15 protein-coding genes are annotated in these 12,978 nt (G+C 62.8%); 5 read left to right on the forward strand and 10 right to left on the reverse strand.

The window, feature by feature from the left end; translation table 11 throughout:
* The first annotated feature begins 500 nt into the window (after nt 1-500).
* Nucleotides 501-788: a hypothetical protein gene (locus BN2475_RS26595; RefSeq protein ID WP_094782445.1), complete on the forward strand. Its 288-nt coding sequence runs from the start codon at nt 501-503 to the stop codon at nt 786-788.
* Nucleotides 789-843: 55 nt separating this feature from the next.
* On the opposite strand, the gene BN2475_RS26600 is transcribed toward BN2475_RS26595, so the two are convergent.
* Nucleotides 844-1,707: an alpha/beta fold hydrolase gene (locus BN2475_RS26600; protein WP_162844500.1), complete on the reverse strand. Its 864-nt coding sequence runs from the start codon at nt 1,705-1,707 to the stop codon at nt 844-846.
* 650 nt (nt 1,708-2,357) lie between these two features.
* On the opposite strand from BN2475_RS26600, the gene BN2475_RS26605 reads away from it, so the two are divergent.
* Nucleotides 2,358-3,203: a TOBE domain-containing protein gene (locus tag BN2475_RS26605; RefSeq protein WP_094782447.1), complete on the forward strand. Its 846-nt coding sequence runs from the start codon at nt 2,358-2,360 to the stop codon at nt 3,201-3,203.
* 85 nt (nt 3,204-3,288) lie between these two features.
* Here the strand turns inward: BN2475_RS26605 and BN2475_RS26610 are convergent, their stop codons facing one another.
* Nucleotides 3,289-3,990, reverse strand: a complete 702-nt coding sequence (locus BN2475_RS26610) for a phosphatase PAP2 family protein (RefSeq protein ID WP_094782448.1) — start codon at nt 3,988-3,990, stop codon at nt 3,289-3,291.
* 361 nt (nt 3,991-4,351) lie between these two features.
* On the opposite strand from BN2475_RS26610, the gene BN2475_RS26615 reads away from it, so the two are divergent.
* On the forward strand, nt 4,352-5,536 hold the full coding sequence (locus BN2475_RS26615; protein ID WP_094782449.1) for an extracellular catalytic domain type 1 short-chain-length polyhydroxyalkanoate depolymerase: 1,185 nt from the start codon (nt 4,352-4,354) through the stop codon (nt 5,534-5,536).
* A gap of 109 nt (nt 5,537-5,645) precedes the next feature.
* On the forward strand, nt 5,646-5,822 hold the full coding sequence (locus tag BN2475_RS26620; RefSeq protein WP_094782450.1) for a DUF3563 family protein: 177 nt from the start codon (nt 5,646-5,648) through the stop codon (nt 5,820-5,822).
* Between the two features lie 130 nt (nt 5,823-5,952).
* On the opposite strand, the gene BN2475_RS35810 is transcribed toward BN2475_RS26620, so the two are convergent.
* From BN2475_RS35810 to BN2475_RS26650, 7 genes are all read right to left on the reverse strand, one after another.
* A complete protein-coding gene (locus BN2475_RS35810; RefSeq protein WP_342744656.1) occupies nt 5,953-6,156 on the reverse strand; it encodes a tryptophan-rich sensory protein in 204 nt (67 codons plus the stop codon).
* 1 nt (nt 6,157) lies between these two features.
* Nucleotides 6,158-6,496: a hypothetical protein gene (locus tag BN2475_RS35815; protein ID WP_245841612.1), complete on the reverse strand. Its 339-nt coding sequence runs from the start codon at nt 6,494-6,496 to the stop codon at nt 6,158-6,160.
* 210 nt (nt 6,497-6,706) lie between these two features.
* Nucleotides 6,707-7,126 carry an organic hydroperoxide resistance protein gene (locus BN2475_RS26630; RefSeq protein ID WP_094782451.1) on the reverse strand — a complete coding sequence of 140 codons (420 nt, stop codon included), beginning with the start codon at nt 7,124-7,126 and terminating at the stop codon, nt 6,707-6,709.
* A 172-nt stretch (nt 7,127-7,298) separates the two neighbouring features.
* A complete protein-coding gene (locus BN2475_RS26635; protein ID WP_094782452.1) occupies nt 7,299-7,751 on the reverse strand; it encodes a MarR family winged helix-turn-helix transcriptional regulator in 453 nt (150 codons plus the stop codon).
* A 175-nt stretch (nt 7,752-7,926) separates the two neighbouring features.
* Nucleotides 7,927-8,733 (reverse strand): BPSS1780 family membrane protein, encoded by an 807-nt coding sequence (locus tag BN2475_RS26640; RefSeq protein WP_094782453.1) that lies wholly within the window; start codon nt 8,731-8,733, stop codon nt 7,927-7,929.
* On the reverse strand, nt 8,724-9,719 hold the full coding sequence (locus BN2475_RS26645) for a homoserine kinase (protein ID WP_094782454.1): 996 nt from the start codon (nt 9,717-9,719) through the stop codon (nt 8,724-8,726). The genes BN2475_RS26640 and BN2475_RS26645 overlap by 10 nt, the downstream gene beginning before the upstream one ends.
* Before the next feature lie 238 nt (nt 9,720-9,957).
* A complete protein-coding gene (locus BN2475_RS26650; protein ID WP_094782455.1) occupies nt 9,958-10,353 on the reverse strand; it encodes a hypothetical protein in 396 nt (131 codons plus the stop codon).
* 199 nt (nt 10,354-10,552) lie between these two features.
* On the opposite strand from BN2475_RS26650, the gene BN2475_RS26655 reads away from it, so the two are divergent.
* On the forward strand, nt 10,553-12,079 hold the full coding sequence (locus BN2475_RS26655) for an AMP nucleosidase (RefSeq protein ID WP_094782501.1): 1,527 nt from the start codon (nt 10,553-10,555) through the stop codon (nt 12,077-12,079).
* 155 nt (nt 12,080-12,234) lie between these two features.
* Here the strand turns inward: BN2475_RS26655 and BN2475_RS26660 are convergent, their stop codons facing one another.
* A complete protein-coding gene (locus BN2475_RS26660) occupies nt 12,235-12,978 on the reverse strand; it encodes an LOG family protein (RefSeq protein ID WP_094782456.1) in 744 nt (247 codons plus the stop codon).

Consider the following 12,978-nt stretch of genomic DNA (forward strand, 5'->3'; position numbering starts at 1 on the left):
GAGGCGGATTGCCTCATGCGCCAACATAAAGCCGCGTGACCGGCCTCTCCCTGACCTCCGGTGTCAGACCGTAGCCCCTACCGCGCGAGCGGTTTAGTCCATCGATCAGGATTCGACAGCAACAGTATTCCGCTTACCGACGCGTGGTGTATGTGTTCATGCCGCCGCTGTGCCTTTTTTTGGAACGTCTGCTTCGGCCGATATTCGCGCGTTGTTCCGATGGGGGGACACGTTGGCGGGACAGCTTGGCGCGGACAACAGTTTCAGGAGGCCATGACGCGACTTCGAGCGATGGAGTATTTCGTGCGGGGAAGCCGACGCGCGTTGGAAGTCGCTCCGTTTTGAACTATAAAGTGCCCGATAGCGCCACAACGCTGTGGCGGCTTTCATCTGATATCGCCTTTGCCGTAGTCGTCGCAGTGATGGCCGCAGTCGCGTTTGCTTTGTTCTACGCGGCCGCCAAAGTTCGCTAACCAGTCAGCTCGACTCTGGAGAGCCTCATGACAGATATCGCACTTGCACGCAAAGATGCTTGTCTCGCAATGGTTCATGCGGTATTGACTGACTTGATTGACGACAGCAATCTAATCGACGCGGCTCTACGTGTTGCGGATTACCTGGCAGATGATCTTGAAGGCAAGATCACCGAGACCGACGCCGTACTACTTGCTGTCACCGCACTAACTAAAGTCAATCGCGCGATTCGTGCGTGGTCCGACGTGGACGGCAACTCGGTGGACGCGATGAGAGTCGCAGACTTTATCATCGATGAACAAATGCACGGGTAAGGCTGCGCAACCAATCCACAGGAGGAATATCCTCGTCAGCGTTTCGCTACCTCAGCTATTGTTGCTCTTTACATTGATCGATGAAATCCGCGATCACGCTCGTGACTTCCTGCGGCCGTTCAAGGCTCGGCAAATGGGCGGTACCTGCTATTTGGTGAAACGTCGCGCGAGATACGTTAGTCGCGACGTAACGACTTCGCTCCTGAATACCGGGAAGGTCGAGGTCCCCACACATCACCAACGTCGGTACCGTTACTTCTTCCAACCGCCCGTATGCGATCGGTGCATCAGTGTTCGTGCCCGTCGGCGGCAAACCGAGAGCAACGAAGTTCATCTTGTCAAACAGCTTGCGAGGTTCACCCGTCACGCGACCCTCAGGTTGAAACGGACCATCAAGCCAGAGACTCGTTCGAATCGCGATGGCCTCTTCAATATTATTATTCGCTTCCGCTTCCGCTTCCGCTTCCGCTTCCGCTTCCGCTTCCGCTTCCGCCTCCGCTAAACGGGCAACTAAATCCTCAACCCGCGCTGCATGGGTCATTTTCGGCGCACCTGTCACATTCGGCGCGATAAGAACGAGAGCGCGAACGTACGACGGATATCGAAGAGCTGCGTCGAGTGCTATGCCTCCGCCTTGAGAACAGGCCACGAGTATTGCAGGGGATCCGCCTGTCACCGAATCCATAACGGCGATCAAATCTTCAACGGCAGAATGGTCCTCTGCTTCGGCAACAGTTTCGCCAAATCCGCGTCGATCATAGGCAATAGCTTGGTGGCTAGCGCCAATTTCGCGCATCTGGTGGCCCCACATCCTGCGGTCCGCGACCCGCGCGTGCAAAAAGACAATCGGGTCTCCGCTTCCGACGACTTCCGTCGCCAGCGTGGCGCGGCTTGACGTGGTTAGTAAGCTTTTCCTCATGAGCCGTCCCATGTCTGAGAATGTACATAGTACACGCCGCGCCAGACCTGGAGTTTTCGGCACTGAGTGGCCGCTTTGAAGGAAACCGAGAGACCGGAACGGCTCGGCAAGACTCATTCATTAATAGCGATAGCTGGCATTCACCGGCACCTGGTTTGCGAATATCAGCAAAGCGACCTGCCGCCGCCGCACGCTATCCGCTCGGCGACCGTCGGTTTGGGCCGAAATGCATTTGTAGCCTGTCTGGCAGGTTTCGGAACGAGCCACCCGTCCGAATGACCGCTCTGCGGGATGAACAGGTGAGCGCAATTGGCCCGACCTCGGCCGAAGGCCTGACGAGCAGCGGATAGTGATCTGCTGTGGAGCGCCCGACTCGTTGCCTGGATCGGCTTTGGGCCGTTACCCGCTGATGCTATATCGTCTGTCGTTCGGCAATGGGGTTGCGCAGTACGCGGTCTGAATTTCACGCCAAACCTCATGGCGAGGGAACCTGGCGCTCAGCGGGAAAGCTGGCCCGTCAGCGCCGACGGGCAGCCCATCGGCAGCTTTCCCGCCGCGCTTTATGACAGCGGCCGCTAACATTCGAGCCGTTGATTCGCATCGCTATAATAATTCGCCGTTCTTTCGCGGACCTTCGACCGTTCTTCGCCATGACATCCGAGCCCACTGAGCCCACCGATCCCCGTCGCGAATCCCTCGAACTCAGCGGCTCCGTCTGGTTTCAGGCCGGCGCGCAGACGCTCGGCGGCGCGTCACGAATCGCGCTGCTCGCGGCGATCGGCGAGACCGGGTCGATCACCCGCGCGGCGAAAGCCGTCGGCATGAGCTACAAAGGCGCGTGGGATGCGGTCGACACCATGAACAACCTCGCCGGCGAGCCGCTCGTCGTGCGCCTGACGGGCGGCAAAGGCGGTGGCGGCACCACGCTCACGCCGCGCGCCGTCAAGCTGATCGAGACGTTTCGCGCGGTTGAGCGCGAGCATCGGCGCTTTCTCGAACGCGCGGGCGCGGCGATCGAAGGTTTCGCGACGGATTGGGACCTGATCGGCCGGATCGGCGTGAAGACGAGCGCGCGCAATCAGTTCTACGGCACGGTGTCGGCGATCACGCGCGGCACCGTCAACGACGAAGTCGTGCTGGCGCTGCCCGGCGGTCAGACGATCGTCGCCGTGCTCACGCATGAGAGCACCGAAGCGCTCGGCCTCGCCGTAGGCACGTCAGCGTTCGCGTTGATCAAGGCGTCGTGGGTCGTGCTGCTGGTCGAAGACGAAAGCGGCGCGCCGCTCAGGCTGTCGGCGCGCAACCAGCTGCGCGGCACCGTGCAGAGCGTGAAACGCGGCGCGGTGAATGCAGAAGTGTCATTGGTGCTCGGGGGTGGTGCGGTCATCACCGCGGTCGTCACCAATGAAAGCGTCGACGCGCTCGGCCTCGTGGAAGGCGCCTGCGCTGTGGCGGCGTTCAAGGCCTCGAGCGTGATACTCGGCGTGAAGGATTGAGCGCTGGCAGGGGCTCAGCGGCGCGAGTGGATATGTGCAGGCGTCGGTGCACCCCAGCGCCGCAAAAACGCTGCGGGCGGGCGTCTCAGACGTCGGCCGTGTGCAGTGGCACGAGCGTATTGAGCGTTTGCGACAAAGGTGGGGCGCCCGGGCCGACATCGCGCACCGCCCTCCATTTGGCGCGAATGAACGGCCTGTCATGGCCCGACACTTTCAGCGCAATGTGGGTGACCCAGCGCTGAGTCGGCACGTGCACGCCGTGCATCAGCAGCGCGAGGACCACCATGCTGACGGCGACGGGCAACGCGGACAAACGGCCCGGCGCGGCATTCCACGCCATGCGCACGAACACCAGCGCAGCCAATGCGCCGACCAGACAGCCGGTGACCGCTTCAGACGGCGAGTGCGCGCTCAGCGCGACCCGCGACAAACCCACCGCCACGCCCGCGGCCAGCCCGAGCAGCACGCCGAGCAGACGGATGGCGGGGCGCGCAGGCAGCAGCATCAGAAACATGACGACCGGATAGACGGCGGTGGACAGCATCGCGTGGCCGCTGACGCCGGTGAAATCCAGCTCCCGTATGCCAACGCCCCAGCCGAGGAATGCCAGCTTGGTCACCGTCACCACGCCGATCGCCGCGCCGAGCAGCAGCAGCCAGCCCGCGGCCATGCGCCATGGGTAGCCGACCGCCAGCCACAGCGCGATGGCGACCGCGAGCGGGAGCGTCATGCCGGCGCCGCCAAGGCTGGTGATCGAATACCACAGATGAACAGGTAAATCGGGCATCGCAGGAATGCGGCCGGGGCCGCGTGGAATCGGATTGGTGAAAAATCAACGCGCGAGCGGTGCGAATCGCCGACACGGGCAGGCTACACATATCAACGAATCAAGCCGCCAGTATAGACGGGTGTCGCACGCCGGTCTTGTTGCGCCGCGCGCATTTGTCCGCCAAATGCTCGTGGCAGAACAGGCATCGTTGCAGTTCGACGACGGCACTGCCCGGGTCACTGGATCGAATTTCGGACTGACGTTTCGTCCCGGGCTTCCAGCATTGCATGGAGAATGGTGTTATTGTGCATTGCACAACAATGCATCGTTCGCAGCTTTAGCGAGCGGTTTCTGCCCCTTTTTGCGAGGCTACCCACCGATGGCAAAAAGCCTATCGAAAATCTGGCTGCGCGGTCTGAAGCGGCTGCTCGCCATCCAGACCGAGCACGCTAAAAAGACGACACGCCGTATTACGACGCGGCCCGCCGTCAACAAACCGTCGGCCAAGGCTCGGCCGTCGGCGGCGGCGGCGATGCGCGCGCCGGCCAAACGCGAAGCACCGCTCACGGCCGTCCGCGAGTCACGGGTGCGGCCACGCGCGTCGGCGTGGGCGAGCGGTTCATGGACGCGCTCCTTCCATTCAGCGCCTGCCGCTCCCGGACGGCTGGTCAATCATCTGCAGTACGGGCTGTATATCCCTTCAGGCCATGCGCTCGAGGCAATGCCGCTGGTCGTGATGCTGCATGGCTGCACACAGACGATCGACGAATTCGCCGAAGGCACGCGGATGAACGTGCTGGCCGACCGCTTCGGTTTTGCCGTGGTGTACCCGGAACAGTCGAAGCATGCGCATTCGCACCGTTGCTGGCACTGGTACGACGCGGGCGACAGCGCGGGCGGGGCCGAGGCGCGGGCGGTGGTGTCGCTGGTGGATGCGCTGGTCGCGCAGGATGGATTCGACCGTGAGCGTGTCTATGTGGCCGGCATATCCGCTGGTGCGGGCCTGACGGCGCTTCTGGCCGTCAAATATCCGGAACGTTTCGCCGCGGTCGCGCTGCATTCCGGCCCCGCTTTCGGCGAGGCCCGTTCCGGCATCACCGCGATGGACGTGATGCGACGCGGCGCGCGGCGCGAGCCGGCCGTGCTGGTCGACGAAACCACCGACGTGGCAAATTACCCTGGCATGCCGGCCGTTGTCATCCATGGCGACGCTGATCACGTGGTCGCGCCGGTCAATGCCGAGCAGTTGGCGGAGCAGTTCCTGCGCCTGAACCGGATCATCGATGTGAACGGCGCCCGCAAATCCGGCGAAGTGCGGGAAGACCGCAAGGGCGGCATGGTGACGCGCGATTATGTGCGCGGCGGCCGGCGCGTGGTGCGGCTGTGCCGTGTGCAAGGACTCGCGCACGCGTGGAGCGGCGGCGATGACGCCGTGCCGTTTCATTCCGCCAAGGGCCCGGACGCCAGCACCCTGGTATGGGAATTCTTCAGGCACCAGCGCCGCACGGGCGCGGGCCGTATCGCCGAAAGCGCCGCCACGGTGGCCTCATCCGCCGGGCAGTGAGGCTGGAACAACACTTCGACAATGAGTAGTAGCGCGACCCTAGGGTTTTCCCTATAATACGGGTTATCCCTTAGGCGTTGATGCCTAAATTCCATTGCCGAGGTCGACCATGTATCTGCTTACCCGCCTGTTCCTGTTTTTGACCAAATCTCCGGATCAACTCGCGAAAGAGCGCGCCGACGCATTCCTGGCCGAGGCCACCGATCTGTACGATCTCGAGTTCCGCATGCGCAAGCTGGACCGCGAAGGGAATGTTCGTCAACCGTCGTGGATGACCCAGCACTAAGCTGGGCGAGCCAACGCATCGGCGCGTAGTGAGACGCCGGTGCACGGGGCGAGTCGCTTAGGCTGCTGTCAGCCGTCCGGTGCGCTGCCACACGCCTGAACAGCCGGATTCACTTGCCGCAACGCGTGATTCAACACCGCGGCGAACGCCGTCCAGGCGATGTATGGTCAAGCAGTCCGCCTCCCCAGCGGGCCCGTCGCCAAAATGCAAACGTCGGCGCGACGATCGGAGCCAGCGGGATCACGATGTCGCCTCGGGCTACGTCCGGTCGATGCAGGCCGCAAAAGAGCCACATCCACGCTGCGTCGAACGGTAACCGCACCACCCACCTCATCTCATCCGCAAACGATCGCGGCGCTCAGGCGTTCGCGCTTCCACACGCGCAACGCGGAAATCGACATCACCACCAACAGCACGTAAAGCACGGGCCACGGTCCGGGCCGGCTGGAACACCGCGCTCGATCAAACCTGTAAGCGGGCGCCCACTTGCCGCATCGGGTCCGGGTGCGCATACGCGCCTCCGCATGACCGACGATTGGCGCCGGATCATCCTTACGCAATTCCACGCGGCTTGAGCGCGTAATGAAGACGCCGTTGTCCGTGTTGCGCAGGTCGCGGCGAAACCAGACCAGACCGATATTGAAGGAGTCGTTCACTTCTCGGACCGGCGCCATCGGTACGTTCCGTCGAGGCGAGCGATACGCTATTGGCAGTCCGAAGTGGACCACTGCGGGCCGCGCGGATGAACGCCACAGTTCCATACCATGCTCGCCAAACGGACCAGCGCCCGCCTCTGCCCTGCCAGGGTGCAGGCACTGGTCGAAGCGGCGCGGTGGCGCCATGCCGCTTGCGCCTCGCTGGCGCTTCCTGTTCGACGTTGCGGCTTACGCGACTTGCAAACGCACTGCGACGTTGTCGCGCGTGGCGTTCGAATACGGGCACACCTGATGCGCCGCGTCGACCAGTTCCTTCGCTGCATCGGCCGGCAGGCCCGGTAGCGAAATGCGCAGATCGATATCGAGCGCGAAGCCGCCTTTGTCGTTCGGGCCAATGCCCACATCGGCGGCTACTTGCGTATCAGCCGGCAAAGACTGCTTGCGCTGACCAGCGACGAACTTCATCGCGCTCAGGAAACACGCCGAGTAGCCGGCGGCAAAGAGTTGCTCCGGATTCGTGCCGGCGGCACCGTTGCCGCCCAGTTCACGCGGCGCGGCCAGCTTGACGTCCAACGCATTGTCCGACGATACCGCACGGCCATCGCGGCCACCTGTACTCGTTGCGCTTGCTTTGTAGAGAATGTTCATGGTGCTGCTCCTTGTCTGGGTTATCAGGATCCGCATGGTTGCCGTTGCGTGCTGGCTCGCCGTTCTGGCGCAGCGCTATCGAAGCGGCATGCGGCTAGAATAGTACACAAATCATTTGTGTACAAATGAATTTTTGCATCGACACGATAGCGTGCGTTTTGCGGCAGGCTGGCTATAGATCCATGTAATCGTTGAGCGTGGCGCGCAGACGGGTCAGATCGTCGCGCAGGGCCAGCAGGAATTCCGGCGTCTGCTGGGTCGCACAGAGGATTTGCGCGGGCACCTCGCGCGCCTGGCGCTTGAGCGACGCGCCCGCTTTGGTGAGCCGGATATACACGAGCCGTTCATCGTCGACGCCGCGTACGCGCTCCAGCAGCCCTTGCGCCTCGAGGCGCTTGAGCAGCGGCGTGACTGTCGCCGGGTCGAGATTCAGGCGGGCGGCCATGTCCTTGACCGTGACGTCGTCGCTCTCCCATAGCACCAGCATGGTCAGATATTGCGGATAGGTGAGGCTGAGCTTGTCGAGTAGCGGCTTGTACGCCTTCGTCATCGCGAGCGACGTCGAATAGAGGGCGAAGCAGAGTTGCTCGTCGAGCGTAAAGGGCAAAGCGGGGCGCTGGGTCATGATGCATCTCGTGTGAAGAAGCGTGCAAATCGATTGCGCGCAAACCATTGTGCCGCAAATCGATGCAGGTTGACGAGTGCCGATAGAGAGCGAAGCGGGAGAAGGGAGACGCCCTGGCAGCGCCAGGGCGGGCGCCGGAATAGCGCCCGCGCGTGAGCGGTATTCAGGCCGGCGTCTAGGCGGCCGGCGTGGTCGGGAGGTCTGGCGTCTCCGGCGTTTGCACACCGAAGCAGCCGCGATAGGTCGCGTAGAACGAGCAGTACAGCATGGTCGTGACGATCATCGTCGCGGGCATCAGGACCGCGAACGCGAAGTCGGCCGCGCCGAGCGCCTGCATCAGCGCGGACAGCCCGAGCGACACCGTCATCGCGACCGCGAACCAGAGCGCGCCGAACACGATGAACGCGCCGCGATTACGCCAGCAGCTGACGACGCTGAAAAACATCGCCTTGACGGGCGGCACGTCATGCCAAGCCGCGAGAATCGGCGAGAACCAGAAAAGCATCGCAACCGGAATATAGAACGCCAAAGCCGTGATCACCGCGAACGGGATATTGCTGTTGGCAATCGCTTCCTGGTCCAGCGCGCTGCTGCCGAGCATCACTTTCAGCAGCATGCCGCCGTCGGCGAGCGCGGATCCGGCCAGCACCAGCGCCATCGCGACGACATAGAGGACGCCAAGCACCAGCAGCCGTCGCGTGACCACTGGCCCGTAGGAATGAAAGCCGTCCACCAGAATGGTCGGGAACACCGGCTTGCCGGCGATCGTGTTGCGGCACGCCGCCATGAAGCCGACCGCGACGCCCGGAATGAACGCGAGCGGCAGCACACCGCCGATCACCGGAATCTGCGACACGAGCGTCATCACCAGTAGGTAGGTGAAGAACAGCGTCAGGAATGCGAGCGGGTTCTTGCGGAACAGCCAGATACCCTGCCGGAACCACACATAGCCGGTTTTCGCGGGGACTTCGATCAGTTGCATGGAGTATGGATGCCTGGATGCGCAACGCCGGACAGGCGTTCGCGCAGAATGCGTTCGAAATGGCCGGGGTCGTGCGGCTTGAGCAACTCGGCCGCGCGCGGCATATGAAAATCATACAGGCGTGAGACCCAGAACCGGTACGCGCCCGCTCGCAACATGTCGCCCCAATGGCGGTTTTCTTCGACGGTGAACGGGCGCACGGTCTGATACGCGCGCAGCATGGCCTCGGTGCGCACGTCGTCCAGCTTGCCGGTGACGAGGTCGACGCACCAGTCGTTGACCGTCACCGCGACGTCGAACAGCCACTTGTCGCAACCGGCGAAATAGAAGTCGAAGAATCCGCCCAGGCGCACTTCGTGGCCGGTCTCCGGCGCGGCATGCGCGAACATCGCGTTGTCGCGGAACAGATCGGCGTGGCAGGGGCCTTCGGGCAGCGCGGCGTAGTCGGCCGATGCGAAGAACGCTTCCTGATGGGCGAGTTCAGACGACAGCAGGTCGCGTTGCTCGCCTTCCAGATACGGCAGGATGGTCGGCACGGTTTCTTGCCACCACGGCAGGCTGCGCAGATTCGGCTGATACGCCGTGTAATCGCGTCCCGCGAGGTGCATGCGGGCCAGCATTTGCCCGACTTCGATACAGTGTTCGACGCCCGGCGCCAACTCCGGCTTGCCTTCGAGCTTGGTCACGATGGCCGCGGGCTTGCCGAGCAGCAGCCCGAACAGCGCGCCGTCGAGGCGCGGCATCGGGTCCGGCACCGGCACGCGATGAGCGGCCAGATGTCGCATCAGATCGAGGTAGAAGGGCAGTTGCTCGGCCGTCAGCTTTTCGAAAATCGTCAGGACGTATTCGCCGCGCGTGGTCGTCAGAAAGAAGTTGCTGTTCTCAATACCGGACGAGATGCCGCGAAACTCGACGACATCGCCGAGATCGTAGTGACGCATCCATTCTGCTAGTTGGGGTTCGTTGACAGCGGTGAAGACAGCCATGCGGGAAACGTCGAATCAGGTTGATCGGGCTGGCGCGAGGCGGCCAGTGCGATGGGCGCTAAATGCGGTGCAGAAAAACGGTATTGAGCAAGGACAATCGGGGCCGGAGCGTAGCCGGCATCGCAGCGCCGTATCACGAGGATGAAACCCGGCTGCCAGGTCGAAAGCCCGGATGCCGCCTCGCGCAGCGCGTGCAACCAGGACGGCGACTCACGCCGGGCCGCCGCCCCGGCCTGCATCAGTAGTGCAGATTCACCGACGGCAAACGGGTGCTGGGATGGCCGTTGTCGTGCACGGCGGGCGACGTGTCGAGCGGCGCGCTCATCTGATAGCGCGTGCCGAGGTTCGAATGCACGTTGATTTCAACCGGCTTGCCCTTGTCGCGGTATTCGGTAATTTCGGTGCCGTTGGCGCTGCGTTCGTAGAAGCTCGGCGTGCGCGGCACGTTGATTTCGACCTTCGAGCTGACCTCGGCGGCCGGCCGATTGATCTTCGCCAGGTCGGGCAGCCCGGCCCGTTCATTGGCGGACTGGGGCGCGCCGGGGGGCGGAGTGTCATCGACAGGCTGGGCGGCCATCGCGGCGTTGCTAAAGGCGAGGGCCAGTGCAACGGCGACGGGAAGGAACGGCTTCATGGTGATTCTCCAATAGGGTGCCCCGATTCTAGCAAATCCAGCCTGGCGTTCGGGCGTGATTGCCCTATTTTGCGCCGCTTTCGCCCGGCGCGCCGGCAAGCTCGCGAGCGATGTGGCGGCCGTGTTGCAAGCGTCACGAGGTGATTTGGCGAGCACGGGTTCCGTGGTAATGTCGTCTCATGATCAGGGGCTCATGACGATGAACAAAGATACCAATCAACGCGCGGTGCAGACTCCCGCCAACAGCTTCCCAACCGAGTCCTTCGACGACGCGGCCGAGGCGGTCACCCGTCTGTCGGCGATTTACGAGGCGAACACATCGTTTCTGCGCGATGCGTTCGCGCGCTATCGCCGCAACGAACAGTTCGAGAGCCGCGTGCGCGCGTGCTATCCGTTCGTGCGCGTGTGCACCGAAGTCAACACGCACATCGACTCGCGCCGCTCGTATGGTTTCGTCGCGGGTCCGGGCGTGTTCGAGACCAGCGTCACGCGGCCCGATCTGTTCGGCAACTACTATCGCGAGCAACTGCGTCTGCTGGCGAAGAACCATCACGTGCAGATCGAAGTCGGCGTGTCGAACCAGCCGATTCCGATTCATTTCGCGTTCGCCGAAGGCATTCACCTCGAAGGCGATCTGGATCGCGAGCGCCTGTTCCTGATGCGCGACGTGTTCGATACGCCCGACCTCGCGCTGCTCGACGACCGCATCGTCAACGGCACGTACGAGCCGTTGTCGGGCGAGCCGCATCCGCTCGCGCTGTTCACGGCGGCGCGGGTCGATTTCTCGCTGCATCGGCTCAAGCACTACACGGCCACTTCGCCCACGCATTGCCAGAACTACGTGCTGTACACGAACTACCAGTTCTATATCGACGAGTTCGTCAAGCTCGGCCGCACGATGATGGCTCATGCCGACGACGCAGAGCTGCGCGCCTATCGAAGCGAGTACACCTCGTTCGTCGAGCCCGGCGATGTGATCACGTACAACGAGAATCTCGGCGAACAGGCGCAGGAGGGCACGGCGCCGCCGCGTCTGCCGCAGATGCCCGCGTATCACCTGAAGCGCGCGGACGGCAGCGGCATCACGATGATCAACATCGGCGTCGGGCCGTCGAACGCCAAGACCATTACCGATCACATCGCGGTGCTGCGTCCGCATGCGTGGATCATGCTCGGTCACTGCGCGGGTCTGCGCAACACGCAGCGCCTCGGCGATTACGTGCTGGCGCACGGCTATGTGCGCGAGGACCATGTGCTCGACGCCGATCTGCCGTTGTGGGTGCCGATTCCGGCGCTCGCCGAAGTGCAGGTGGCGCTCGAACGCGCGGTCGCGCAGGTCACGCAGCTCGATGGCGCGGAGTTGAAGCGCGTGATGCGTACCGGCACGGTGGCGAGCGTGGACAACCGCAACTGGGAGTTGCGTGATCATCGCGAGCCGGTGCAACGGCTGTCGCAAAGCCGCGCGATTGCACTCGATATGGAAAGCGCGACGATCGCCGCGAACGGCTTCCGTTTCCGGGTGCCTTACGGCACCTTGCTGTGCGTGTCGGACAAACCGCTGCACGGCGAACTGAAGCTGCCGGGCATGGCCGATCAGTTCTATCGCGCGCAGGTCGATCAGCATCTGCAGATCGGCGTGAAGGCGATGGAGCTATTGCGGATGAACGGGCTGCACCGTTTGCATAGCCGCAAGTTGCGCAGTTTCGCCGAAGTGGCGTTTCAGTAAGCGGCCTGGATGGCGCGCGTGGGACGACCTGGCGCCGAACCGGAAACCGATCGATGAAACGAAGCGGGCGGCCCGCAGGCCGCCCGCCACAACTTGCGTGCCGTCATGAGTTGCGCAGACGCTTCGCACCACAGCGCGAAGCGTGCAACGTCACATCACAGATAGAACATCCGGTCTTCATCCGACCTGGCCGGATGCGGCTCGGCTTCTTCACGGTCTTCGTAGAACTTCAGCACTGCTTCGAGCACCTGGTCCGGATCGTCGATCACCTGCATCAGATCGATGTCGGTCGGATTGATCAGCCCCATTGGCGTGAGCTGGTTCTTGAACCACTCAAGCAGGCCTTCCCAGAACTGCGCGCCCACCAGAATGATCGGCACGTGGCGCGATTTCTTGGTTTGAATCAGCGTGAGTACTTCGGCGAGTTCGTCGAGCGTGCCGAAGCCGCCTGGCATCACGATCACCGCATCCGAGTTCTTCACGAACGTGACCTTGCGCGTGAAGAAATGGCGGAAGCGCAGCGAGATGTCCTGCCACTGATTGCCCGATTGCTCGTGCGGCAGTTCGATGTTCAGGCCGACCGAAGGCGCCTTGCCCGCATGCGCGCCCTTGTTGGCCGCTTCCATGATGCCGGGGCCGCCGCCCGAGATCACCGCGAAGCCCGCATCGGAAAGCTTGCGTGCGATTTGCGTGGCGAGTTTGTAGTACGGCGAGTTCGGTTTCAGGCGCGCTGAACCATACATGCTGACAGCCGGGCGAATCTCCGACAGGTACTCGGTCGCCTCGATAAACTCTGCCATAATCGTGAACATTTGCCACGATGCGCGGGCCTTCTTGGCCGTTGCGCGCTCTTGATCTGCGAGCGACCGCAGACTCGGAATCACTTTTCTCTTAGTCAT

It is taken from the genome of Paraburkholderia ribeironis (assembly GCF_900019265.1).
GTDB lineage: Bacteria > Pseudomonadota > Gammaproteobacteria > Burkholderiales > Burkholderiaceae > Paraburkholderia > Paraburkholderia ribeironis.

Bases quoted from the DNA above. Each gene is read 5' to 3' on its own strand.
- BN2475_RS26595 (WP_094782445.1), top strand. From the start codon at position 501: ATGACAGATATCGCACTTGCACGCAAAGATGCTTGTCTCGCAATGGTT.
- BN2475_RS26600 (WP_162844500.1), bottom strand. From the start codon at position 1,707: ATGAGGAAAAGCTTACTAACCACGTCAAGCCGCGCCACGCTGGCGACG.
- BN2475_RS26605 (WP_094782447.1), top strand. From the start codon at position 2,358: ATGACATCCGAGCCCACTGAGCCCACCGATCCCCGTCGCGAATCCCTC.
- BN2475_RS26610 (WP_094782448.1), bottom strand. From the start codon at position 3,990: ATGCCCGATTTACCTGTTCATCTGTGGTATTCGATCACCAGCCTTGGC.
- BN2475_RS26615 (WP_094782449.1), top strand. From the start codon at position 4,352: ATGGCAAAAAGCCTATCGAAAATCTGGCTGCGCGGTCTGAAGCGGCTG.
- BN2475_RS26620 (WP_094782450.1), top strand. From the start codon at position 5,646: ATGTATCTGCTTACCCGCCTGTTCCTGTTTTTGACCAAATCTCCGGAT.
- BN2475_RS35810 (WP_342744656.1), bottom strand. From the start codon at position 6,156: ATGAGGTGGGTGGTGCGGTTACCGTTCGACGCAGCGTGGATGTGGCTC.
- BN2475_RS35815 (WP_245841612.1), bottom strand. From the start codon at position 6,496: ATGGCGCCGGTCCGAGAAGTGAACGACTCCTTCAATATCGGTCTGGTC.
- BN2475_RS26630 (WP_094782451.1), bottom strand. From the start codon at position 7,126: ATGAACATTCTCTACAAAGCAAGCGCAACGAGTACAGGTGGCCGCGAT.
- BN2475_RS26635 (WP_094782452.1), bottom strand. From the start codon at position 7,751: ATGACCCAGCGCCCCGCTTTGCCCTTTACGCTCGACGAGCAACTCTGC.
- BN2475_RS26640 (WP_094782453.1), bottom strand. From the start codon at position 8,733: ATGCAACTGATCGAAGTCCCCGCGAAAACCGGCTATGTGTGGTTCCGG.
- BN2475_RS26645 (WP_094782454.1), bottom strand. From the start codon at position 9,719: ATGGCTGTCTTCACCGCTGTCAACGAACCCCAACTAGCAGAATGGATG.
- BN2475_RS26650 (WP_094782455.1), bottom strand. From the start codon at position 10,353: ATGAAGCCGTTCCTTCCCGTCGCCGTTGCACTGGCCCTCGCCTTTAGC.
- BN2475_RS26655 (WP_094782501.1), top strand. From the start codon at position 10,553: ATGAACAAAGATACCAATCAACGCGCGGTGCAGACTCCCGCCAACAGC.
- BN2475_RS26660 (WP_094782456.1), bottom strand. From the start codon at position 12,978: ATGACTAAGAGAAAAGTGATTCCGAGTCTGCGGTCGCTCGCAGATCAA.